Annotated in this window: 21 protein-coding genes and 1 riboswitch; of the genes, 12 read left to right on the plus strand and 9 right to left on the minus strand. The window is 72.9% G+C overall.

Going from position 1 to position 20,844, the window contains the following annotated elements; genetic code table 11:
- Positions 1-392: 392 nt before the first annotated feature.
- A complete protein-coding gene (locus AB0B39_RS13435) occupies positions 393-1,649 on the plus strand; it encodes a hypothetical protein (RefSeq protein WP_234582222.1) in 1,257 nt (418 codons plus the stop codon).
- A gap of 99 nt (positions 1,650-1,748) precedes the next feature.
- Positions 1,749-2,612 carry an alpha/beta fold hydrolase gene (locus AB0B39_RS13440; protein ID WP_357495119.1) on the plus strand — a complete coding sequence of 288 codons (864 nt, stop codon included), beginning with the start codon at positions 1,749-1,751 and terminating at the stop codon, positions 2,610-2,612.
- 33 nt (positions 2,613-2,645) lie between these two features.
- Here the strand turns inward: AB0B39_RS13440 and AB0B39_RS13445 are convergent, their stop codons facing one another.
- Positions 2,646-2,816, minus strand: a complete 171-nt coding sequence (locus tag AB0B39_RS13445) for a hypothetical protein (protein ID WP_357495121.1) — start codon at positions 2,814-2,816, stop codon at positions 2,646-2,648.
- Between the two features lie 196 nt (positions 2,817-3,012).
- Between AB0B39_RS13445 and AB0B39_RS13450 the strand changes: the two genes are divergently transcribed.
- Positions 3,013-3,639 carry a hypothetical protein gene (locus AB0B39_RS13450; protein ID WP_234582224.1) on the plus strand — a complete coding sequence of 209 codons (627 nt, stop codon included), beginning with the start codon at positions 3,013-3,015 and terminating at the stop codon, positions 3,637-3,639.
- Positions 3,640-3,798: 159 nt separating this feature from the next.
- Positions 3,799-4,173, plus strand: a complete 375-nt coding sequence (locus AB0B39_RS13455; RefSeq protein ID WP_357495123.1) for a hypothetical protein — start codon at positions 3,799-3,801, stop codon at positions 4,171-4,173.
- A gap of 58 nt (positions 4,174-4,231) precedes the next feature.
- On the opposite strand, the gene AB0B39_RS13460 is transcribed toward AB0B39_RS13455, so the two are convergent.
- Positions 4,232-5,188: a DUF72 domain-containing protein gene (locus AB0B39_RS13460; RefSeq protein ID WP_357574435.1), complete on the minus strand. Its 957-nt coding sequence runs from the start codon at positions 5,186-5,188 to the stop codon at positions 4,232-4,234.
- A gap of 132 nt (positions 5,189-5,320) precedes the next feature.
- Between AB0B39_RS13460 and AB0B39_RS13465 the strand changes: the two genes are divergently transcribed.
- On the plus strand, positions 5,321-5,824 hold the full coding sequence (locus tag AB0B39_RS13465; RefSeq protein WP_234582227.1) for a DinB family protein: 504 nt from the start codon (positions 5,321-5,323) through the stop codon (positions 5,822-5,824).
- 105 nt (positions 5,825-5,929) lie between these two features.
- Positions 5,930-6,196 (plus strand): hypothetical protein, encoded by a 267-nt coding sequence (locus tag AB0B39_RS13470; RefSeq protein WP_357495127.1) that lies wholly within the window; start codon positions 5,930-5,932, stop codon positions 6,194-6,196.
- Position 6,197: 1 nt separating this feature from the next.
- Here the strand turns inward: AB0B39_RS13470 and AB0B39_RS13475 are convergent, their stop codons facing one another.
- The 3 genes from AB0B39_RS13475 to AB0B39_RS13485 form a co-directional block, all read right to left on the minus strand.
- Positions 6,198-8,279, minus strand: a complete 2,082-nt coding sequence (locus tag AB0B39_RS13475) for a glycogen debranching N-terminal domain-containing protein (protein WP_357574436.1) — start codon at positions 8,277-8,279, stop codon at positions 6,198-6,200.
- Positions 8,276-8,665 (minus strand): SCP2 sterol-binding domain-containing protein, encoded by a 390-nt coding sequence (locus AB0B39_RS13480; protein ID WP_357574437.1) that lies wholly within the window; start codon positions 8,663-8,665, stop codon positions 8,276-8,278. Before AB0B39_RS13480 ends, AB0B39_RS13475 begins: the two co-directional genes overlap by 4 nt.
- A gap of 84 nt (positions 8,666-8,749) precedes the next feature.
- Complete coding sequence (locus tag AB0B39_RS13485; RefSeq protein WP_357495133.1) at positions 8,750-9,259, minus strand: DUF664 domain-containing protein; 510 nt, start codon at positions 9,257-9,259, stop codon at positions 8,750-8,752.
- Positions 9,260-9,338: 79 nt separating this feature from the next.
- On the opposite strand from AB0B39_RS13485, the gene AB0B39_RS13490 reads away from it, so the two are divergent.
- The gene (locus AB0B39_RS13490; protein ID WP_357574438.1) at positions 9,339-9,854 is read left to right on the plus strand and encodes a 2'-5' RNA ligase family protein; all 516 of its coding nucleotides are present in this window, start codon (positions 9,339-9,341) and stop codon (positions 9,852-9,854) included.
- Here the strand turns inward: AB0B39_RS13490 and AB0B39_RS13495 are convergent.
- Positions 9,851-11,092 (minus strand): MFS transporter, encoded by a 1,242-nt coding sequence (locus AB0B39_RS13495; protein ID WP_357574439.1) that lies wholly within the window; start codon positions 11,090-11,092, stop codon positions 9,851-9,853. The two genes, AB0B39_RS13490 and AB0B39_RS13495, sit on opposite strands and share 4 nt — an antisense overlap.
- A 229-nt stretch (positions 11,093-11,321) precedes the next feature.
- Between AB0B39_RS13495 and AB0B39_RS13500 the strand changes: the two genes are divergently transcribed.
- On the plus strand, positions 11,322-11,507 hold the full coding sequence (locus tag AB0B39_RS13500) for a hypothetical protein (RefSeq protein WP_007457747.1): 186 nt from the start codon (positions 11,322-11,324) through the stop codon (positions 11,505-11,507).
- A 16-nt stretch (positions 11,508-11,523) separates the two neighbouring features.
- Here AB0B39_RS13500 and corA read toward each other — a convergent pair whose 3' ends face one another.
- The gene (gene corA, locus AB0B39_RS13505) at positions 11,524-12,651 is read right to left on the minus strand and encodes a magnesium/cobalt transporter CorA (protein ID WP_234582234.1); all 1,128 of its coding nucleotides are present in this window, start codon (positions 12,649-12,651) and stop codon (positions 11,524-11,526) included.
- A 227-nt stretch (positions 12,652-12,878) separates the two neighbouring features.
- On the opposite strand from corA, the gene AB0B39_RS13510 reads away from it, so the two are divergent.
- The 4 genes from AB0B39_RS13510 to AB0B39_RS13525 all read left to right on the plus strand — a co-directional run bounded on the left by AB0B39_RS13510 (position 12,879) and on the right by AB0B39_RS13525 (position 17,738).
- The gene (locus AB0B39_RS13510; protein WP_357574440.1) at positions 12,879-14,819 is read left to right on the plus strand and encodes an amino acid transporter; all 1,941 of its coding nucleotides are present in this window, start codon (positions 12,879-12,881) and stop codon (positions 14,817-14,819) included.
- A gap of 83 nt (positions 14,820-14,902) precedes the next feature.
- Positions 14,903-15,014, plus strand: a riboswitch (SAM riboswitch).
- Positions 15,015-15,333: 319 nt separating this feature from the next.
- Complete coding sequence (locus AB0B39_RS13515; protein ID WP_357574441.1) at positions 15,334-16,179, plus strand: ABC transporter substrate-binding protein; 846 nt, start codon at positions 15,334-15,336, stop codon at positions 16,177-16,179.
- Positions 16,180-16,218: 39 nt separating this feature from the next.
- The gene (locus AB0B39_RS13520) at positions 16,219-16,995 is read left to right on the plus strand and encodes an amino acid ABC transporter permease (RefSeq protein ID WP_357574442.1); all 777 of its coding nucleotides are present in this window, start codon (positions 16,219-16,221) and stop codon (positions 16,993-16,995) included.
- Positions 16,992-17,738 carry an amino acid ABC transporter ATP-binding protein gene (locus tag AB0B39_RS13525; RefSeq protein WP_357495144.1) on the plus strand — a complete coding sequence of 249 codons (747 nt, stop codon included), beginning with the start codon at positions 16,992-16,994 and terminating at the stop codon, positions 17,736-17,738. Before AB0B39_RS13520 ends, AB0B39_RS13525 begins: the two co-directional genes overlap by 4 nt.
- Positions 17,739-17,747: 9 nt before the next feature.
- On the opposite strand, the gene AB0B39_RS13530 is transcribed toward AB0B39_RS13525, so the two are convergent.
- A complete protein-coding gene (locus AB0B39_RS13530) occupies positions 17,748-19,043 on the minus strand; it encodes a hypothetical protein (RefSeq protein ID WP_357574443.1) in 1,296 nt (431 codons plus the stop codon).
- Between the two features lie 135 nt (positions 19,044-19,178).
- Entirely contained in the window at positions 19,179-20,801 is a 1,623-nt protein-coding gene (locus AB0B39_RS13535; RefSeq protein WP_357495148.1) for a Na+/H+ antiporter, read from the minus strand.
- Between the last annotated feature and the right edge of the window lie 43 nt (positions 20,802-20,844).

The following is a 20,844-nucleotide window of genomic DNA, read 5'->3' on the forward strand; positions in this document are numbered from 1 at the left end:
GAGCGGCCAGTGGCCACCGCAACCCCCGTGGATGTAAGACAGCCAGACGGGGGGAACTTTAGAGAGCGGTATCGGGCACTGTCCACGTCTGTCACATCCGGTGAGCACAAAAGGAACGAGGTGCCGTATACGCGAACGGCGCGGGCCCCGACCGGGACTGTCGGTGACAGCGCGACGAGCCAGCCGAGGTCAGCCCTCCCTGCGAACGGCCCGGCACGGCGGTGATCACGAGACTACGTGGACACCGGGTTGGGCCCGGCGCAGCCCCGCGCGTACCGGGCGTGTGTGTCTTTCATCGAACGGTTCCGTTACGGGCCATTGACGCCCGTTGCACATGGGTGATCTGATCGCGCTCTCAGAGAATCTTTCATCTTTCGATGGATGGGAGCCCCATGCCCAGATTCCGCCGTACCGCGCTCGCCGCGGCACTCACGATCGTCACGGCCGCACTGTCGACCGCTGTCGCGCTGCCCGCCCCCGCGACCGCCGCGCTGCCCACCGCCGCCGTGGCGCTCGGCGACAGCTTCATCAGCGGCGAGGGCGCGGGGGCGTACACCCCGGTGGTCGACGCCAACGGGGTCGCCCAGGGCTTCCCCGGCTGGACCGCGCCCAACAACAACGCGTACTTCTGCCACCGGTCGGCGAACGCCTCGCTCCACCAGGCGAACCTGCCGGGCATCCAGAACCGGTTCAACCTGGCCTGCTCCGGCGGCCAGCCACACGACATCGCCACCGCCTCCGGCGCGCGGGCCAACGGCCGGACCGTGGCCGCCCAGCTCGACCAGCTGCGTGCCGTCGCGCAGACCCAGGACATCGACCTCGTGCTGATCGGTCTGGGTTCCAACAACAGCTCGTTCACCTTCGGCAGCGTCGCCGAGACGTGCGCCAACCGGTTCATCGCCGACGCCTGGACCGGCTGGTGGGAGTTCTGGGCCTACCTGAACGGGCCGGTGGAGCAGAAGCCGTGCAGCGACGCCGACCTGGCCACCGCCGCGCAGCTCAGCGCCGCGACCGCGGAAACGACAGCAGCCGTACGCCAGATCCTTACCACCCTCGACCAGGTGGACGCGGACGGCCAGCACCGGGTGGTGTTCCAGGACTACACCAACCCGCTGCCGCTGGACCTGAACCCGGTGTACTACGAGGAGGACGGCCGGGACGACACCCGGGACAAGTTCCGTGACCTCGGCGCCGAGCGGTACGCGGCCGGCTGCCCGATCCACCGGGCCAGCCTCGCCCCCGGGCACCGCTTCTCGCAGGGCCTGGGCGGCATCGTGAAGTCCACCCGGGACACCCTGGCCGCCGAGTTCCCGGGCGACGACCTGGTCTACCTCAACGTGCAGCGGGCCTTCGACGGCGCGCGGCTGTGCGAGTCGGCGTCCAGCCCGACCGGCGCGCTGGCCACGCCCATCCGGCTCCAGGACGGCGCGACCGGCACGTTCGTGACCAGCCTCGCCGGCAAGGACAAGATCGCCATTCAGCGGATCGCCAACACCTGCGTCAGCTACTTCCAGACCTGCCAGGAGTCGTGGCACCCGAACGCCACCGGGCACCAGGTGCTCGGCCGGTGCCTCGCCGGCGCGGCCGTCACCGCCGCCCGCGCGGTGTCGTGTGTCCGCGCCGGAGACGGGACGATCTCCGTCTCCTGACCTGTCGCGCCACCGGAGGCCCCGCCACCCGGCGGGGCCTCCGTCGCGTCCGAACCGCCTCGGCTACCCGCCGGTAACGCCGGGCCGTACGCTGAGCCGGTGAACGGGGACCCGGAGTACGTGCAGGAGTTCGTCGACGTCGACGGCGCTCGGCTCGGTGTGCAGGTCTATCCCGAGCCGGCCGGCCCGCCCGGCGCTCCCGTGGTGGTGATCTGGCCCGCGATGGGGGTCCGCGCCCGCTACTACCGGCCGTTCGCCGCCGCGCTGCGCTCCGCCGGCCTGGCCGTGATCGTCGCGGATCTGCGGGGCACCGGAGCGAGCACGCCCGCGCCGAGCCGCGCCGACCGGCACGGCTACACCGAGCTGGCCAGCGACATCGGCGCCGTCCTGGCCGCCCTCAAGCCGCGGCTCGACGGGCGTACCCGGGTGCTGCTCGGCCACTCCCTCGGCGGGCAGGCCGCCCTGCTGCACCTCGCCCGCCACGGCGGCGACGCGGTGGACGCTCTGGCCCTGGTCGCGGTGGGCATCCCGTACTGGCGCACCTATCCGGGTCGCCGAGGGCTCGGCGTTCTGCCGTACACGCAGGGCATCGCCGCCACCGCGGCGCTGCTCGGCGTCTGGCCCGGGTGGGGCTTCGGCGGTCGGCAGGCGCGCGGCGTGATCCGCGACTGGGCACACACCGCGCGAACCGGCCTTTTTCCCCGCCTCGACGGCACGGACACCGAAGCGGCGGTACGCGCGGTACGCACACCCGTGCTGGCGATCAGCGTGGACGACGACCAGTACACCCCGCACGAGACGATGGACCACCTCTGCGCGAAGCTCACGGCCGCACCGGTGACCCGCGAGCGGTACACGGTGGCGGACGCCGGGGCGCCGCTGGACCACTTCACCTGGGTCCGCGCCGGCACACCACTGGCCGGGCGGATCGCCCGTTTCGCCGCGGACCTGCCGCCCCGCTGAGCCGTACCGGCTGCTCGGGGCGGCCCGCCCCGCTCACTCCTGCGGGTCCAGCGGCACCAGCTCGTCGTCGCGTTCCACCTGGATCTGCGCGTGGTCCTTGCGCGGCGCGACCTCCGCGGTGTTCCGGTGCGGATCGTTGTCCGGGTGCATGAGCACCGCGTCGGTCTTGGGGGTCTTCTCGCGGACCTCATCCGGCTGCGACATCGCGTTCCCCTCCTTCGTCGGCGTCGGACGGATCTACCCGCCACCACGCGGACGACTCCTCCCGGAGGCGATCTCCGACCGCGACGCCCGTACGTCCCCGTCGTGTCGAGGCGACGGGGATCGGCCGACAGGCGACGGGGTTAGCCGCCCGGGCGGCGGGTAAGCCGCATCGCCCGACACGGCGGAAGGGGATCACATGTCCGAACGACACACCGCACTGCGCTCGATGCACGATCTGGGTCTGGCGGCCTGGTTCGGCGGCTCCCTCATGGGTGCCTTCGGCGTCAACGGCGCAGCGGCGAAAATCAACGACTCGACCCAGCGACTGCCGGTCGCCTCGGCCGGCTGGTCGAAGTGGACGCCGGTCAACGCGGCCGCGATCGGCGCGCACCTGGCCGGCGCGGTCGGCGAACTGGTCACGGAGAGCCCACGGGTGGCGGCCCAACGCGGGGTCGGCCGGGCCAGCGCCATCAAGACGGCGCTGACGATCGGCGCGCTCGCGGTCACCGGCTACAGCCGGTTGGTCGGCATGCGGTTGGAGAAGGCGGGCGGTCCGCCGGTGAGCGGCGCCACGGAGCCCAACCACCAGACGCCGGCCAGCGTCGCCTCCTCGCAGCGGCAGATGAAGCTGCTCCAGTGGGCGATTCCGGCGCTGACGGGATCACTTGTCGTCGTCACCGCGTACATGGGTGAGCAGCAGAAGCCCGGTCAGGTGCTGCGCGGGATCCTCAACCGCACCGGCGGGATCCGCAGTGCGCCGATGAGCATGGCCAAGATGGGCATGGGCATGGGCAAGCGACAGATGGCCATGTCCGGACGCTGAGCGTCGGGCCGGCCGGCTTCCCGCCGGACCGTCGACGGCGGGACGCCGGCCGGCCCTGCGCGCCCGCCACGCTCCACGGCGTGCCGAGCGGGCAGGACCGGCCCGGAGACGGGCATTCCGTCCGTCGGTAGTAGCGGCGGACCGACGAGCGAGGTGGCCATGACGGCACACGAGGGACGCAGCAGTGGCGGTGGCGATCGGCCGGAACCGGAGGCGGTCAACCCGTGGGGCACCGGCGACGGCTTCGACGCCGACGCGCCGTGGGGCACCGACGACGACTCGCCGATGGACGAGGGCAGCGAGGAGACAGCGGTGCCCGAGGGACGGCGCGGTGAGCGGCGCGCGGGCGCCCCGGCTGGCCGCAGCGGTCCGGCCGGTCGGCACGGCTTCGGTTCGGTCGAACCCACCCGTACGACGATGGCCGGGCCGGGTGCGCCGCCGGATCCGGCGCCCAGCGGTCGGAGCTTCCCCGACGACGCGGACATCAACGAGCGGTCCGAGGACGCGCTGCGCAGCCGGGGCCGACGCTCCTGATCAACCGACGCTGCCCGCGTGCCCGCTCCGAACGGGGTGCACGCGGGCAGCAGTGGCGTCAGCCGGTCGACGTGGCCCGTGCCGCTACGGGGTGACCGTCGGCCGGTCCACGGGGCCCGGGCGGCACCCGCGGATCGGCCAGCATGGTCTCGGCGAGCAGCTGCGCCAGCCGGGTGGCGTCGCGCTGGGCCTGCCCGGCGCAGCAGTTGTTGAACAGCACGTGCAGGTCGTCGACGTCGCTGGCCAGCTCGGCCAGCCGCACGGCCCAGTCCCGCAGCTCCGACTCGTCGTACGCGTAGCGGAACTTGTCCTGCTTGTCACCGTCGCCCCACGCGTCGCTGTGGCCGTGGAAGCGGACGATCGCGGGCTCCGCCGTGCGCGTCAGGATCGGCGGCACCGACGACGGATGCCCCTGCGGCATGTCGACGCAGACCAGGGACAGGTCGTACGCGCGCAGCAGGTCCAGGGTCGCGGCGGCGGCGTCGCCGTCGAACCAGGAGGCGTGCCGCAGCTCCACCGCCACCCGCCACGGCCGGCACCGCTGCGCCAGCTCCACGATGCGACGCTCGGCGGCCGCCCCGCGCGCCAACCACGGCGGGAACTGCAGCAACACCACGCCCAGCTTGCCGGCCGCCGCGATCGGGTCCAGCGCCGCCCGGAAACGGGCCCACAGCTCGTCGTACGTCTGCTCGGGCAGATCGCGACGGCGGACCCGGCTCGGGCCGGCGGCCGGCCGCAGATCCCGGGGCAGTACGGCGACCGGCGTCGGGTGGCCGGTGAAGAGGCTGAACGCCTTGACGTTGAAGGTGAAGTCGTCGGGCGTCGCGTCGACCCAGCCCTGTGTCGTCTCCGGCACCGGAACGGCGTAGTAGGACGTGTCCACTTCGACCAGCGGGAACCGCCCCGCGTAGAAGGCCAGCCGGCTGGCCGGCGTGTTGGCCGAGCGCGGATACCAGCCGGAGCGCAGCAACGTCTGGTCCGCCCAGGACGACGTGCCCACCTTGATCACACCCATGTCGTTCAGTGGACAGTCCCGCGGCCCGATCGGCAACCGCTGGCGGCCGGCGCTCTCGTCGTGTCCGACCCCGAAGTGTCGGTACCCGCTCCTAGGCTGGCGCCCGACCGACCTCGACGGAAAGGGCACACCATGACCAGCACCGCGCAGCTCACCGGGGAACGGGCCGACCTGCTGCAGACGCTGCGCCGGCACCGGGGCTTCCTCCTGCACACCGTCGACGGTCTGACCGACGAGCAGGCCGCCGCGCGCAGCACCGTGAGCGAGCTCTGCCCGGGCGGGCTCATCAAGCACGTCGCCGGCACCGAGGAGCGGTGGATGCGGTTCGCCGTGGGTGGCGCGGAGGCCATGCAGCGCGAGGAGATCGACTGGGTCGGCCAGTTCCGGATGGCGCCGGGCGAGACCCTGGCCGGGCTGGTCGAGCGGTTCCAGGCGGTGGCCGCCCACACCGACGAGCTGATCGCCACCCTCGATCTGGACGCGGCCCACCCGCTGCCGCAGGCGCCCTGGTTCGAGCCGGGTGCGAGCTGGACGGTCCGGCGGGTGCTGCTGCACCTCATCGCCGAGACGTCGCAGCACGCGGGTCACGCCGACATCCTGCGTGAGGCGATCGACGGGTCGAAGACCATGGGCTGAGCCCCGCCCCGGCCCTCGGCGCCTCGCCTCGTGCCGTCACCACCGGTCCCCTGCTCCGGGCGCGGATGTGACATCGCCCGCGGGGTCGGCGCTGAGGGACAAGAGATGAACGCGGACCGGATGGACCAGGAAACCGCCGAGCGGCTGCTCGGCGGTTTCCCCGTCGACCCGTCGACCGGCACGCGTCCGGTCGTGCTGCTCCTGACGGCGGTGCGCGCCGCGCCGCGTCCCGACGAGCTGGCCGGACTGAGCCTCGCCGTGCAGGCTTTCCGCAACGCCCAGGCACACCACCGGCGCCCCGCCCCGGCCCATGTGTCCCCGTCGCCCGATCAGGACGCCGACGGTGCGACAGGCCGGAGCGACGGTCGCTGAGTCACGATCGCCGTCGGGTCCGCGGGCGGGCCCCCGGGTGGGTGGAACGGTCACCGGCGTACGCGTCGGTGTGCCCCCACCGGCCGGGAATGTCGAGCAGCTCGACACCTCCGAAGCCGGTGGGCAGGGCGGGATTCACCAGCAGGTCCTCGCCGGTGGGCCGCAGGCCCAACAGGGTGCCCAGCAACATCAGCAGCGCGCCGGAGGACCACGACTGGGGACGACCGGCCGAGGGCAACTGGACCGGATACTTCGTCAGGCTCCGCTCGTAACCGGCGATCAGCTCCGGCACCGCTCCGCCCAGCGTCTGCGCCATGTCGAAGATGCCGGCCGCGATGCGGGCCGCGTGCGTGTCGAAGCGGTAGTGCCGCAGGCCGGCGGCGATCAGGGCGTTGTCCGACGGCCAGACCGCCCCCAGGTGCGAGCCCACCGGGTTGTACGGCCGCTGGCCGGTGGCGAACGTCCGCACCCCCCAGCCGTTGAACAGCCGAGGCCCGAGCAGGTGCTCGGCGATAGCCTCGGCGCGATCGTCCGCGACGATCCCGCTCCACAGCAGGTGCCCCATGTTGGACGCCAGCGCGTCGACCTGCTCGCCGTACGGGTCCAGCGCCAACGCGTAGTACTCCCGGTGCGGCAGCCAGAAGTCCCTGTTGAACCGCTCCTTGAGCGCCGTCGCCTCCCGATCGAGCCGGTCGGCGTACTCGGGGTCGCCCCAGAACGTGCGGGCCAGCCGGGCGCCGCGCCGCTTCGCGTCGTACGCGTAGCCCTGCACCTCACAGGTGGCGCGGGGAAAGGCGGGCAACCGCCCGTGCGCGTCGGCGATCGCGTCCGGGGAGTCCTTCCAGGACTGGTTCACCACGCCGTGCCGCTCGTTACGGCTCTGGTAGCGCACGTAGCCGTCACCTGTCATGTCGCCGTACTCGTCGATCCAGTCCAACGCCCGCCGGGCCGGGTGGCGCAGCTCGCGCACCAGCTCCGCGTCGCCGGACCAGCGCTCGTACTCGTCGAGCAGGACCACGAACAGCGGGGTGGTGTCGGCCGCGCCGTAGTCCAGCGCGCTGCGCCGCTCGCCGAACGCGGCCAACTCGCCGTAGCGCAGCTGGACCAGGATCTTGCCCGGCTCCTCGTCGTGGTCGTCGTCGAGTTGGCCACCCTGCAACAGCGCCAGCATTCGCAGCGTCGCGCGGGCCAGCTCGGGGGTGAACGCCAGGCTCTGCAGGCAGGTGATGATGCTGTCCCGCCCGCACAGTCCCATCGCCCACGGCAGGCCGCCGACCGGCACCGGGTCGGTGTACGCGAGCGGCTCGTACCGCAGCGCCGCCAGGGCGGCCAGGGCGCCCTGGTACGTCTCCTCCAGGCCGGCCCGCTCGGCCACCAACTGCGGGGCCCGGGCCAGCCACGCGGTCAGGTCGTCACCCATTCCCCGCCGCAGGACCTGCTGGTGCGACTCCAGGTCGGCGCGCATGTCCCGGTCGCCCTCGCCCTGCATCGTCATGCTGGCGTGCAGGGTGGTCTCCCACGCCCCCTCGGGCGGGACGCTGATCCGGAAGGTGAATCCCCCCTCGTCGACCTCGGCGGGGGCGGTGCTGCGCACGGTGGTGACGCGGCCGAACCGCTCCCGCTCGTAGCGCAGCACGAGCGCCGCACGGTCGGTGTCGGCCGCGATCCGGACGGCGCGCGGTCGGGGCTGTGCGACGTCGGCGACCTCGGCGATGTCGGTGAAGTCGGCGCCGACCTCCATCCGCACGGTAAAGTCGGCGGGCTTCGGCGAGTGGTTGAGCACGGTGATCTGCTCGTGGAAGCAGTCGTGCACCGAGCGGTGCCGGATGATCGACACGTCGGCGTCCACGTAGTGGCTCGCCGCGCCGGGCACCAGGAAGAACCGGGTCTCGAAGTACGTCATGTCGTCGCGGGAGAGCGCGTTGAGGCGTTCCCCGTCGACCGTGAGCACCCAGCGGGACAGGAAACGGGTGTCGAACGAGAAGAGCCCGACCGGCGCCTGCGGATCGACCTCCATGTCGCCCTGGGCGTCGCTGATGGCGAACACGTTGCCGGCGATCACATGAACCTGCTCCTGCCTCATCGCGCCTTGTCCTGTCCCGCGAGGGCCGCCCGGCCCAGCGCACGGGGATGCCGCGCGTCGGCCGGGCCGGGGAAGATCCGCCGCAGCAGCATCAGCAGCGCCATGTCGCCGCGCACGGTCAGCTCGTTGCGCAGCAACGCCTCGGCGAGGTGCAGCTGACCGCTGGCCAGCTGGTCGAAGACCGCCCGGTCGGCGCGGACCAGCAGGTCGGCGTCGTCGGCCGACCGGGTCACCCGGACGTGCTGGTCGGCGACGGTCAGGTACCAGTGATCGGTGCAGCCCTCGCCGCGCATGTCGAGCCGCAGCGTCCCGGCGGTGGTCTCGGCCAGGTCGGGGCGCCGGCTGCCGTCCAGGTCCTGCAGGAACCGCGCCGCCGTCGTGTCCATCAGGTCACCTCCCGCATCCGGTCAGGATCACCCGGCGCGGGGTGAGCGGGAGTCACCCGAACCGGGTGAACCGGGGGACGCGGGTCAGTCGGCCTCGACGAGGCCGCGGACGTAGGCGGCCTGCCCGGCGTGTTGCAGGTCGTCGTCGGCGATGCTGACCAGCCGCACGCCGAGAGTGACCGGCGGGTCCCACGACTCGTCGACGACGCGGTCCAGGTCCGCCGGGCGCAGCCCGGCCAGGAACGTTCCGGTACGCGCCGCAACCGCCCCGTAGTAGTCGATCAGCGCCTGGGCGCTCTCCGGCCGCACCTTAGCCACCTGTGCGGGCGTGTGGCCGTAGCCGGTGTTGTGCGGGTCGGCGGCGAGCCCGAACCGCCCCGCCCAGTCCCCGCTCTCCCAGATCTGCTCGGCGTCGAGCAGGTCGGCGACGTGGTGGTCCTGGACGCGGGTCAGGTGCCAGACCAGCCACCCGACCGGGTTGGCGCCCTCGCCGGGCGCCCGGCGCAGCTGCTCCGGGGAGAGGCCGTCGACCGCCGCGCGGACGAGGTCGGGCAGCCGGTCGTACGTCTCGGTCAGCAGGTCACTCACGTCCACTGGGCACGCCTCCTGGTCGGTTTCCGATCACGGTACCGCCGGGCACCGACAGCCGGACCTCGGCCGCTACGGTGATCACGTGGTCGCGGCGCTGGAGCTGTATCTGGACCCGGATGCCACCCGGCGGATCCGGGTGCTGTGGGACGCGTTGGAGGCCGAGGGCGTGCAGAGCATGCGCTCGCTGCTGGAGCAGCGGCACCGCCCGCACGTCTCGCTCGCTGTCGCGCCCCGCTTCGATCCCGACCAGGTCGCGGAGGCGCTGCGCGGCACCGTCGTGGCGGCTCCCCTACGACTCGACTTCCAACACGCGGGGCAGTTCGTCGGGCGGGTGCTCTGGCTCGGCCCGGCGCCCACGCCGGAACTGCTCGCGCACCACCGGTTGGTGCACGGCCGGCTCGCCGCCGCCGGCATCACCCTGGTCGAGCACTACCAGCCCGGGCGCTGGGTGCCGCACTGCACGCTGTCCATGCGGGTGCCGAACACGCTGATGGCCGCCGCGGTGCGCCGCTGCCTGGAGGTGCTGCCGCTGGCGGCGACAGTGGTCGGCGCGGCCCTCACCGACCACGCCCGCGGCATCGCCCACCCGCTGTCCTAGCCGTCCTGGCCGTCCTTGCGGTCGACGCTCCGGCGCGCGGACACCGTCGCCGCCACCGCCGCCGCGAGCGCGATGGATGCTCCGGCCACCAGCAGCAGGCGCGGACCGAGCGGGGCGAGCGCACCGGCCAGCCCGGTCCCGAGCGAGCCGGCGGCCACCTTCAGGGCCGCCGTCGACACGAACACCTGCGTCCGCACGGCGTCCGGCGCGTACGCCGAACGGGCGGCCAGGGTTGCCGCGAAGAGCGGCGCGGTCGCCGCCCCGGCCAGGGCGAACGCGACCACCGCGAGCCCGAAGCTGGGCACTGCCGCGCAGAGCCCGATCCCCACCGCGCCGAGCGCCGCCCACCGGACGGTGAGTCGTTCCGGGTCACCGGTCAGCGGAAACGCGGTGACCAGGAGCGCGCCGGCGAGGTTTCCACCGCCGTACGCGGCGGCCAGCAGCGCGCCGGAGACCGCCTCCCGGTCGAGGTCCGCCGCGAGCGCGACGGCGAGCACCGACACCGCTCCGCCGGTGAGCGCGGCGAGCGAGGTGACCCCGGTGACCCGGCGCAGCGGTCCGGGACCGAGCAGCGCCCGCAGCGCTCCGCGGGCGGCGGGCGTCGTCCGCGCCGGCCCCCGCCGGGCGGGTGCGCGTGCCGGCAGCGTCCCCACCAGGGCTGCCGCGAGCAGGGTGGCGGCACCCAACCCGACCAGGGCCGGCCGAGGCCCGGCCAGGGCGGCGAGGGCAGCCACGGCGGCCGGACCGGCGCTGCCACCGACCCCGTACGTCACCGTGTCCCACCCCTGACCGCGACGTTGCGCGCGCTCGTCCGGGTCGAGCAGCCCGGCGAGCCGGCTGCTCAGTCCGCCGGTCAGCAGCGGCCCGCAGGCCCCGGCAACGACCAGCAACGCGGCCGGCACACCTACCGGCACCCGGCCGAGCAGCAGCGCGGCCGTCGAGACCGCTACGGCGTACGTGACGAAGCCGGCCGCCAACCGGCCCCGGCCGTCCGGCGCCCGGTCCAGCCAGCGACCCATGAGCGGCCCGAGCAGGTGCGGCGCGGTCAGGCACGCGGCCAGCAGCCCGCCGAGCAGGGCCGGCCGGGCCACCCCGACCTGTGACACGGTGGCCAGCAGCACCACGCCCACTGTCGCGCCGGCGTCCGCGCCGCGGGCGAGCGTCGCGGCGACGAGGTAGCGGGGCAGGGCTCCACGTCCGGTGGTGACCTGCACGGCGGTGTCGAGAGATCCGCTCACCCGTACCTCGCTACCCACTCCGCCACTCGATGCACCATCGAGGCGAGATGTCCGGTTTGGCGGGCGACAGTCGGGAAACCGAAAACAGGGGGTGCGGATGTGGCCGGGCGTGGGATGGTTCGACGTGGATGCCGTACCCGTGGTGACCCGCGCGAGCGGGCCGCCCGGCCGGGGGCGCGGGCGCACACCGCGCCGCCCGCGGCGGCTTCGACGAGGAGAGGCAGGGCCCATGCAGGCTCAGCGCAGGCCACCGCGCACGGAGCGGAGCCAGACCAGCCACGACCGGACCGGCGGCGGGATGACCGGGGCGGCCACGCCCCTGACCATCTGGGCCGCCGCCGTGCTGCTCGGTCGCATCGGCGCCGGTGACGACGACAGCGAGGACGAGCGGCACATCCTGCGCGGCATCGAGTGAGCCCGGCGCCCCGCCGCTAGAGCCAGCCGCGCCGCTTGAAGACCAGGTAGAGGGTTCCGCAGACCAGCAGCATCAGCAGCAGCGCGAACAGGTAGCCGAAGCGCCAGTTCAGCTCCGGCATGTGGACGAAGTTCATGCCGTACACGGTGCCGATGAGCGTGGGCGCGAACAGGATCGCGGCCCACGAGGAGACCTTCTTCAGCTCCTCGTTCTGCGCGTAGCTGGCCGCGGTCAGGCTGCGCATCTCCTCGTTCTGCTGCTGTGAGACGAGGGTGGCGTTGACGGTGAGGATGTTCTGCAGCAGGTGCCGGAACCCGTCCACCCGCTCGACCACCTGGGTGAGGTGGTCGGTCACGTCACGCAGGTAGCGGAGCAGTTCCTCGTCCGTGCCGTAGCTGCCGGCGCCGGTGGCCAACGCGTCGAGCATGGTGAGCAGCGGCCGGGCGGCCCGCTGGAACTCGATGACCTCCCGGCTGAGCCCGTAGATGCGCCGGCTGGCGTTCGGGTCACCCCCGAAGACCTGGGTCTCGATCTCGTCGATGTCGTTCTCCAACCCGGCGACCACCGGCGCGTACCCGTCGACGACCTGGTCGAGGATCGCGTACAGGACCGCCTCGGGCCCCTGGGCCAGCATCGGCGCGTCGGCCTCCATCCGCCGCCGCACCGCGGCCAGGTCGGGCACCTCGCCGTGGCGGACCGTCACCACGAAACCGGGCCCGATGAACAGGTGCAGCTCGGAGAACTCGACCTCCTCCCGCAGGTCGTCGTAGCGGGCGGCACGCAGCACCACGAACAGCGTGTGCCCGTACCGCTCCAGCTTGGGTCGCTGGTGGGCGTTGATCGCGTCCTCCACCGCCAGGTCGTGCAGGCGGAACTCGCGCGCCAGTGAGGAGATCTGGTCGATGTCGGGCCGGTACAACCCGATCCAGGCCATCGCGTCGTCCTGCTCCTGGAGGCAGGAGTACGTCTCGGCGAGGCCGGCCGGCGAGGCGAACCGGTGTCCCCGGATGTAGACCGCACTGTCCACCATGCCACCGGCGGGCGGGGGCGGTGCCGGCGGTGGGGGCACGCCGACGCGGGTCTCGTGCTCGTCGAGCTGACGGCCGAAGCCACCACCCGGGCGGAATCGACGGCCGCCGACCATGACCCGCTCCTTCCCCGGTGGCATCCGATCCGGCGGCCTCCCGGCCCGACCGGGCGGTTCGGTGCGGGGCGCCGGAGGCGCTGCATCCCCTCTGCCCCCGGGCCGAAACCCTCCGACTCGCCGGCCGCCCCCACCGGGGACGGGCGGGTTCGGCGTACCCGGGGACGGGCGCGTGCGACCGGGCGGATACTCGCGGTGACCATGGGCGGAGGACGGGGGAAGCGCCGGTGCAGGGCGACAGGCGCGGTGGGCGGCTGCGCGGCTGGCTGCTCGACGGCGGTACGGAGCGGGCCGCGCGGCATTCCGGCCCGGGCGGGCGCCCGCCCGAGGATCGGCACCACCCGTGGTGGAAGGTGATGTGCCTGACCGGTGTCGACTACTTCTCGACGCTGGGCTATCAGCCGGGCATCGCGGCGCTGGCGGCCGGGGCGCTGTCGCCGGTGGCGACGCTGGTGCTGGTGCTGGTGACGCTGCTGGGCGCGCTGCCGGTGTACCGGCGGGTGGCTGTCGAGAGCCCGCACGGTGAGGGTTCGATCGCGATGCTCGTACGCCTGCTGAGCTACTGGCCGGGCAAGCTGTTCGTGCTGGTGCTGCTCGGTTTCGCGGCCACCGACTTCATCATCACCATCACCCTCTCGGCGGCGGACGCGACAGCCCACATCGACGAGAACCCGTTCTGGCCGAGCGGGCTCAAGGGACACGAGGTGCTCCTCACGCTGCTGCTGGTGGCACTGCTGGGCGCGGTGTTCCTCAAGGGATTCGGCGAGGCCATCGGGATCGCCGTCGTCCTGGTGGCGGTCTACCTGGGGCTGAACGCGGTGGTGATCGCCGACGCGCTGTGGCGGGTGGTGACCCATCCGAGCGCGGTCGGAGACTGGACGAACGCGCTGAGCACCGGGCACGGCGATCCCCTGCTGGTGGTCGGGTTGTCCCTGCTGGTGTTCCCGAAGCTCGCGTTGGGCCTGTCCGGTTTCGAGACCGGGGTGGCCGTGATGCCGCACATCCGGGGGGATCGCGCGGACTCGGAGGACCGGCCGTTGGGCCGGATCCGGGGAGCGCGGCGGCTGCTCACCACCGCCGCCGCGACGATGAGCGTCTTCCTGATCACCAGCAGCGTGACCACCACCGTGCTGATCCCGCCGGAGGCGTTCCAGCCGGGCGGGCCGGCGAACGGCCGGGCGTTGGCCTACCTGGCGCACCAGCACCTCGGCGGCGTGTTCGGCACCGTCTACGACCTGTCGACGATCGGGATCCTGTGGTTCGCGGGCGCGTCGGCGATGGCCGGGTTGCTCAATCTCGTACCCCGTTATCTGCCGCGGTACGGCATGGCCCCGACCTGGGCGCGGGCGGTCCGGCCGCTGGTGCTGGTCTTCACCACCGTGGCGTTCGTGATCACGGTGGTCTTCTCCGCGAGCGTGGACGCGCAGGGCGGCGCGTACGCCACCGGGGTCCTGGTGTTGATCACCTCGGCGGCGACGGCGGTGACCCTCGCGGCGCGACGACGGCGCCAGCGGGGGCGGACGTACGCCTTCGGGACCATCGCGTTGATCTTCGTCTACACCACTGTGGCGAACGTCGTGGAACGCCCCGACGGCGTCAAGATCGCCGCCTGTTTCATCGGCGGGATGATCCTGGTGTCGGTGCTGTCCCGGCTCATGCGGGCCTACGAGCTGCGCGTCGACCACGTCGAGCTGGACCCGACCGCCGCCCGGATGATCGACGAGCGGGCCACCCGTCGGATCCGCCTCATCGCGCACGAGCCGGAGCGCCGCGACCCGGCCGAGTACCGCGCAAAGCTGGCACAGACCATGGCGGACAACGACTTCCCCGACGACAGCGACGTCATCTTCGTCGAGGTCCACGTCACCGACCCGTCGGACTTCGAGACCGAGCTGCCGGTGCGCGGCAGCGTGGCGCACGACAGCTACCCGGTGCTCAGCCTGACCGGCTCGTCGGTGCCCACCGCGCTCGCCGCCCTGCTGCTGGAGATCCGCGACCGGAGCCGGCGACGGCCACACATCTACTTCGAGTGGAGCGAGGGTGGCCCGGGTCGCAACCTCCTGCGCTACCTGGCGTTCGGGCAGGGCGCCATCGCCTCGGTCACCCGGGAGATCCTGCGTCGCCAGGAGCCCGACCCGCGCCGCCGGCCGCACGTGCACGCCGGTTGACCTGCCGGTCGAACCGTCGCGGACGGTGAGCGTGGTCATAACGGCTGGACGGTCCACCGGTCGGAGCTGCTAGCCTCGGCGCAGGTCATGAGTGCCAGCGCGAAGCCCCGGCTCGCTGGCCGGCAACCCTCCTCCGCGGTGGGGTGCCCCGGGTGAGGACCAGGCACCGGCAGGACGCCGGCGCAAGCGTGGCCTGGCACCCAGGTCAGCAACAGACCCGGGAGACCGTATGCGCATCATCCTCAGCCCCACGCCACCGGCCGGTCGGCTCATGCCGACCCTGACCCGGCGTCGCCACGTGGACCTGATGCGAATGCGCAGCGCGGCGTGTACCGCCGCCTGACGCGCTGACCCCTCCCCTCCCCGGGCGCCCTCGCCCACCCCACTCGACCCTCGCGTCGATCATGAAGTTGTTGCCCGTCCGACCGGCGTGTCGGGGCAACAACTTCATGATCGACCGGGTCAATGCACCCTTTTGGAGACACCCGTGCGATCTTTTTCTGTCCTGAGCCGTGTGGTTGCCGTTGGGGCGGCCCTGCTGGTTGCCGGCGGGTTGGCCGCGTGCGGTGGCGACGACTCGTCGGGCGCCGCCGGCAACCCGTACGGGCTGGCGCAGGCCGGCGTGCTGCGGGCCGGCACGCTCACCGACGCCCCGCCGAACGTGTACCTCAAGGACGGTAAGTTCACCGGCTTCGACAACGACCTGCTGACCGCGGTGGCCGGCAAGCTCGGCCTGACTGTCGAGTTCGTCGGAACCGACTTCTCCGCGCTGCTCTCCCAGGTCAACAACCACAAGTTCGACGTCGGCAGCTCCTCGATCACGATCACCGAGGCGCGGAAGAAGACAGTCGACTTCGGCAACGGCTACGACTTCGGCTACTTCGGGCTGGACGTGCCGGCCGGCTCGCCGATCACCGGGTTCGACCAGCTCGCCGGCAAGCGGGTCGTGGTGGTCCAGGGCACCGTCCAGGACGACTACGCCACCGGCAAGCAGCTCGACCCGGTGCGGGTGCCGGACTACAACGGCGCGATCAACCAGCTCAAGGCGGGCACCGCCGACGCGTGGATCGCCCCGGCGGAGATCGGCGAGAAGTCGGCCGCCGACAGCAAGGGAAAGATCACCGTGGCGGCCAAGCAGCTCAGCCCGGCACCCACCGCGTACGCCGTGGCCAAGGGCAACGACAAGCTGCGCGAGGCGCTGAACAAGGGCCTCGACGAGGTGATCGCCGACGGCACCTGGAGCCGGTTGCAGGCCCAGTACTACCCGGGCCGCCCCATCCCGGCGGACTTCACCCCGGGCAGCGGCACCGTGGCGGCGCCGTCCGCGTCCGCCGTGCCGTCGGCGTCGGCTGCGTCCTGAACCGGTGACGAGCGAGCAGGGCGGTAGGAGAGGCGACCGATGGATCCGTTGAGCACCCTGTGGGAGACCTTCTTCGACGCCGACGCGATGCGCGAGGCGCTGCCCGAGATGCTGACCGTCGGGCTGCCCAACACGCTGATCCTGGCGGTCTCCGCCGCCCTGCTCGGCACGGTGTTCGGCCTGCTGCTGGCCGTGGCCGGCATCTCGCGCAGTCGATGGCTGCGCTGGCCGGCGCGCGTCTACACCGACGTCTTCCGCGGGCTGCCGGCCGCGGCGACGATCCTGCTGATCGGCGTCGGGCTGGCACCGCTCGGCATGCGGGTCTGGGGACCGGACCCGTACCCGCTGGGCGTCCTCGCGCTGTCGCTGATCGCGGCGGCGTACATCGGGGAGATCTTCCGCTCCGGCATCCAGTCGGTGGAGGCGGCCCAGTTGGAGGGCGCGCGGGCGCTCGGCTTCTCCTGGGCCGACGCGATGCGGCTGGTGATCATCCCGCAGGGCATCCGGCGGGTGCTGCCCGCCTGGGTCAACCAGCTCATCGCGCTGATCAAGGACTCCAGCCTGGTCTACTTCCTCGGCCTGGTGGCCAGCCAGCGGGAGCTGTTCCGCATCGGGCAGGACTACGCGGCCACCACCGGCAACGAGTCCGCGTTGCTGCTCGCCGGGCTCTTCTACCTGGCGTTGACCGTCCCGCTGACGCACGTCGTCAACTGGATCGACAGACGGCTGCGCAACGGCCGGCCGGCCACCGCACCCGCCGACGACGAGGACGACGACCTGGCGCTGGCCGGGGCCCCGGAAGGAGACCGGCGATGACCACCACCGCGACCACCACCTCGGTGAGCCTCCAGGCGCGCGACGTCCACCTGGCCTTCGGGCCGAACCGCGTGCTGCGCGGCGTCGACCTGAGCGTGCAGCGGGGTGGGACGGCCTGCGTGATCGGGCCGTCCGGGTCGGGCAAGTCCACTCTGCTGCGTACCCTCAACCGGCTCATCGAGCCCGACCGGGGCGACGTGCTGCTGGACGGGCGCAGCGTGCTGCGCGACGACCCGGACGCGCTGCGCCAGCGGGTGGGCATGGTGTTCCAGCAGTTCAACCTCTTCCCGCACATGAGCGTGCTGCGCAACGTCACCCTGGCTCTGCGGCGGCTGCGCAAGCTCGGCGAGGACGAGGCGGTGGCGGTCGCCCGCGACCAGTTGGAGCTGGTGGGGCTCGCCGGCAAGGCCGATGCCCGGCCGGCGCAGCTCTCCGGTGGCCAGCAGCAGCGGGTGGCGATCGCCCGTGCGCTGGCGCTGCGGCCCGAGGTGATGCTCTTCGACGAGGCCACCTCGGCGCTCGACCCGGAACTGGTCAAGGGGGTGCTCGGGGTGATGACCGACCTGTCCGCCGCCGGAATGACCATGGTGGTGGTCACCCACGAGATGGGCTTCGCCCGGCACGTCGCCGACACCGTCGCCTTCATGGACCGGGGTGTGGTGCTGGAGGCCGGCCCGCCGGAGAGGATCTTCGAGGGGGCCGAGCATCCCCGGCTCCGCCGCTTCCTCGCCCAGGTGCTCTGAGACGGCAGCTCAGCCGGCCTGGATGCGCAGGTGCAGCGCGAACGCCTTCAGGTCGCCGAGCAGCTCCAGGATGGCGTTGCGGTACGCGACCGACGCCCACAGGTGCAGCTCCTCGTCGTCCAGCCCGCCGAACGCCAGCGAGAGCGCCTTGCGCCGACGCCGGTCGAGCACCTTGTGCGGGCGGGCGAGCAGGTCGCCCTCCCGGCGCAGCGCCTGAAGGTAGGCCGCCACAGCCTCCTGGTAGTGCCGCCCGGCGACCCGCTCCAGCAGGGTGAACTCGAAGACGTTCAACGCCGCCTCGGAATCCCAGTACGCGGCGTCGCGCACCGGCGCGCTCGCGAAGTGCCGGCCCATGGCGTGCCGGGCCTCGTAGAGCAGCAGCACGCCCCGGCCGGTGGTGCTCAGCGGTCGGCGGGGCGACGGCAGGCGCAGCGTGCGCACCGGCGCCGCGGCGGTCAGATCCACCGCGCCGGCGTACGTCGGCATGCGGTGCGTTCCCGACGTCGGCTCCGGCAGCAGGCAGGCCCGCTCCTGGTAGGGCAGCTGGCCACCGGTGGGCACGGCGCGCACCGTCGCGGCGTGCAGCTCGGCCAGGGGTCGGTCGTCCGGGGCCTGGCCCGGCGGCAGGGTGAGCACGAGACCGTTGACGCCGGGCACCGGCACACCCAGCACGCAGGAGGTGCGCAGGAACGCCCAGGTCGCCGCCGCCTCGCGGATGCCGCTCGCCACCGCCTGCGCGTCGGCCCGCCAGTCCTGGGCGATCCGCAACCGCTGTGCCAGGTCGGCGGTCGCGGCGTCGTCGTGCGGGTACAGCTCCCGGACGGCCCGGGGCAGCGACCCGAGGCGCAGCTCCAGCGGGTCGCCGGTGGGTCGGGGCACAGCGTGCCTCGGGCAGTCGGCGGCGGAGTGCGGGTCACCGTCGACCGCGTGGCAGTCCCCCAGCCAGCTCGCGCCGGGTGGGCCGGCCGGACGGGCGAACGCGAGGTGGGGCAGCCGGCCGGTGCGCAGCACCGTCTCGTACTGGGGGCCGGTGCGCGCGGCGCGCAGCACGTCGAGTGGCAGCATCGGCGCCAGCGCCACCACCGCATCGAGGACGACGCAGTGCGGGCAGGCGTCGCGGACCTGGTAGCGGCGGAGGTGGTCCACGCCGGGCTGCTCCCACTGGACCCCGATGACTGCGTCGTCCTGCGCCATCAGGTAGAGGAACTGGGTGGCGACGCGTTCGCGGGTGACCGCCACCAGCTCGTCGAGGAACTCCCGCTCGGTGACCGTCCGCAGGTCGGTTTCGCTTCCTCCGGTGGTCATGGGACCCCCTCGCGGGCCTAACGCATCGACGGACGCCGAACCGGTTCTTACCGTACCCGCCGACGACGTGCCCGAACGTCCCGCACGCGCGGGGGCGGTGTCACCAATCCGTCAGGCCGCCGGCGCCGGCCGGTGTCACTCGCTGGGCCCCCGCCCCAGCAGCCGGATCTCCTCGTTGTCCAGGGCGGCCTGGAGCTCCTGGAGCACCAGGTCGTCGATCTCCCGGTTGTCGCGCAGCCGGGTCAGCTCCCGCCGCTTGTGGGCGAGGACGCCGAGGCGCAGGCGCTGGTCCAGCCGGCGTTCCTCGGCGGTACGCCCACCGCTGTCGTTGAAGTCCTCCAGGTGCCGCTGGTACTCGGCCTGCAGCCGGCTCACCGTCTCCCCCTCGACGCCGATCTCGGCGGCGACCCGGGGCAGCGCCTCCAGGCCGGCCTGGGTGGCGCGCTGGCGGGCCTGCCGGGCCTCGTCGACGCGTTCGGGGTCGCCGGTCAGCCCCGCCCAGCGCACCACCAGCGGCAGGGTGGTGCCCTGCACGAGCATGATCAGGACGATGACCAGCGCGGTGACGAAGATGATCAGGTCGCGCTCGGCCACCGGTGTGCCGGCGGCCGTCATCGTCGGAACTGCCAGCGCGGCGGCGAGCGACACGGCGCCCCGGAAACCGGCCCAGCCGGCCACGGTCCCCACCCGCCAGTCGGACGCCGGCTGGTCGTGATCCATCATCCGGCGGCGGCGCAGCTTCGCCGACTCGGCCGTCAGGTAGACGAACAGCAGCCGGGTGGCGACGACGACCGGGGTGACCACCAGCACGATCGCCAGTGCCCGGCCCGGCGAGGTGCTGGAGATGCCCCGCACCGCGCGGGGGATCTGCGTGCCGAGCAGCACGAACAGGCCACCGTTGATGAGGAACGTGGACAGGTCCCAGAACGCGTACGCCAGCACCCGGGACCGGGCGCGGATCACCCGTGGACCGGCGTACGCCAGCACCAGGCCGGCCACCACGACGGCCAGCACACCGCTGGCGTGCACCGAGTCGGCGAGCAGGAACGCCGCGAACGGCGTCAGCACACTCAGCGCCCCCTCGCGCAGCGGGTCGTCGAGCCGCTTGCGGATCAGCACCACGGCGGTGCCCACCAGCAGGCCGGCTACCACTCCACCGACGCCGGCCCCGACGAACTCCTCGCCGATGCCCAGCACCCCCGGCCTCTCGCTCTGGGTGAGCAGGCCGACGGCCACCGCGAAGATCACCAGGGCGCTGCCGTCGTTGATCAGGCTCTCCGCGTGCAGGGTGGTGAGCAGCTTGCGGGGCAGGCGCTTGGCCAGGCCGGTGACCGCGGCGGCGTCGGTCGGCGCGAGGACCGCGCCGAGCACCCAGGCGGCCGCGGGGTTCACGCCGAACGCCTGCGCGGTCAGGGACACCGTGACCATGGTGAGCACCACGAGCACCACGGCGAGCAGCCCGATCACCGGCAGGTTGGCCCGGATCTCGCGCAGGCTGATGGTGAGACTCTCCCGGTAGAGGATCGCGGGCAGGAAGATCAACAGCACCAGGTCCGGCTCCAGGGTCACCTCGGACAGCGGCGGCGCCAGCCCGAGCAGCACCCCGAACCCGATCAGCAACACCGGTGGCGCCACCCGGTACCGGCCGCCGAGGGTGGTGCCGACCAGGACGGTGACGCCCAGCACCACGATCAGGACGAGCACCTGCACGGCGTACCCCCTCGATCCCCGGCCGACGACGAACGCCGGTTGTTCCATCTGATCGCACCCCGGTTGCCGGTTCCACAGGAACGGGCAAGTC

The sequence above is a fragment of the Micromonospora sp. NPDC049114 genome, assembly GCF_040648635.1.
Taxonomy (GTDB): domain Bacteria; phylum Actinomycetota; class Actinomycetes; order Mycobacteriales; family Micromonosporaceae; genus Micromonospora.

What these genes read in the sequence shown, in the direction of transcription:
- corA (WP_234582234.1), bottom strand. Translation starts at nt 12,651, where the DNA reads ATGGTCGGCGGCCGTCGATTCCGCCCGGGTGGTGGCTTCGGCCGTCAG.
- AB0B39_RS13460 (WP_357574435.1), bottom strand. Translation starts at nt 5,188, where the DNA reads ATGGGTGTGATCAAGGTGGGCACGTCGTCCTGGGCGGACCAGACGTTG.
- AB0B39_RS13535 (WP_357495148.1), bottom strand. Translation starts at nt 20,801, where the DNA reads ATGGAACAACCGGCGTTCGTCGTCGGCCGGGGATCGAGGGGGTACGCC.
- AB0B39_RS13470 (WP_357495127.1), top strand. Translation starts at nt 5,930, where the DNA reads ATGAACGCGGACCGGATGGACCAGGAAACCGCCGAGCGGCTGCTCGGC.
- AB0B39_RS13530 (WP_357574443.1), bottom strand. Translation starts at nt 19,043, where the DNA reads ATGACCACCGGAGGAAGCGAAACCGACCTGCGGACGGTCACCGAGCGG.
- AB0B39_RS13450 (WP_234582224.1), top strand. Translation starts at nt 3,013, where the DNA reads ATGTCCGAACGACACACCGCACTGCGCTCGATGCACGATCTGGGTCTG.
- AB0B39_RS13520 (WP_357574442.1), top strand. Translation starts at nt 16,219, where the DNA reads ATGGATCCGTTGAGCACCCTGTGGGAGACCTTCTTCGACGCCGACGCG.
- AB0B39_RS13480 (WP_357574437.1), bottom strand. Translation starts at nt 8,665, where the DNA reads ATGGACACGACGGCGGCGCGGTTCCTGCAGGACCTGGACGGCAGCCGG.
- AB0B39_RS13500 (WP_007457747.1), top strand. Translation starts at nt 11,322, where the DNA reads ATGCAGGCTCAGCGCAGGCCACCGCGCACGGAGCGGAGCCAGACCAGC.
- AB0B39_RS13455 (WP_357495123.1), top strand. Translation starts at nt 3,799, where the DNA reads ATGACGGCACACGAGGGACGCAGCAGTGGCGGTGGCGATCGGCCGGAA.
- AB0B39_RS13435 (WP_234582222.1), top strand. Translation starts at nt 393, where the DNA reads ATGCCCAGATTCCGCCGTACCGCGCTCGCCGCGGCACTCACGATCGTC.
- AB0B39_RS13465 (WP_234582227.1), top strand. Translation starts at nt 5,321, where the DNA reads ATGACCAGCACCGCGCAGCTCACCGGGGAACGGGCCGACCTGCTGCAG.
- AB0B39_RS13525 (WP_357495144.1), top strand. Translation starts at nt 16,992, where the DNA reads ATGACCACCACCGCGACCACCACCTCGGTGAGCCTCCAGGCGCGCGAC.
- AB0B39_RS13445 (WP_357495121.1), bottom strand. Translation starts at nt 2,816, where the DNA reads ATGTCGCAGCCGGATGAGGTCCGCGAGAAGACCCCCAAGACCGACGCG.
- AB0B39_RS13475 (WP_357574436.1), bottom strand. Translation starts at nt 8,279, where the DNA reads ATGAGGCAGGAGCAGGTTCATGTGATCGCCGGCAACGTGTTCGCCATC.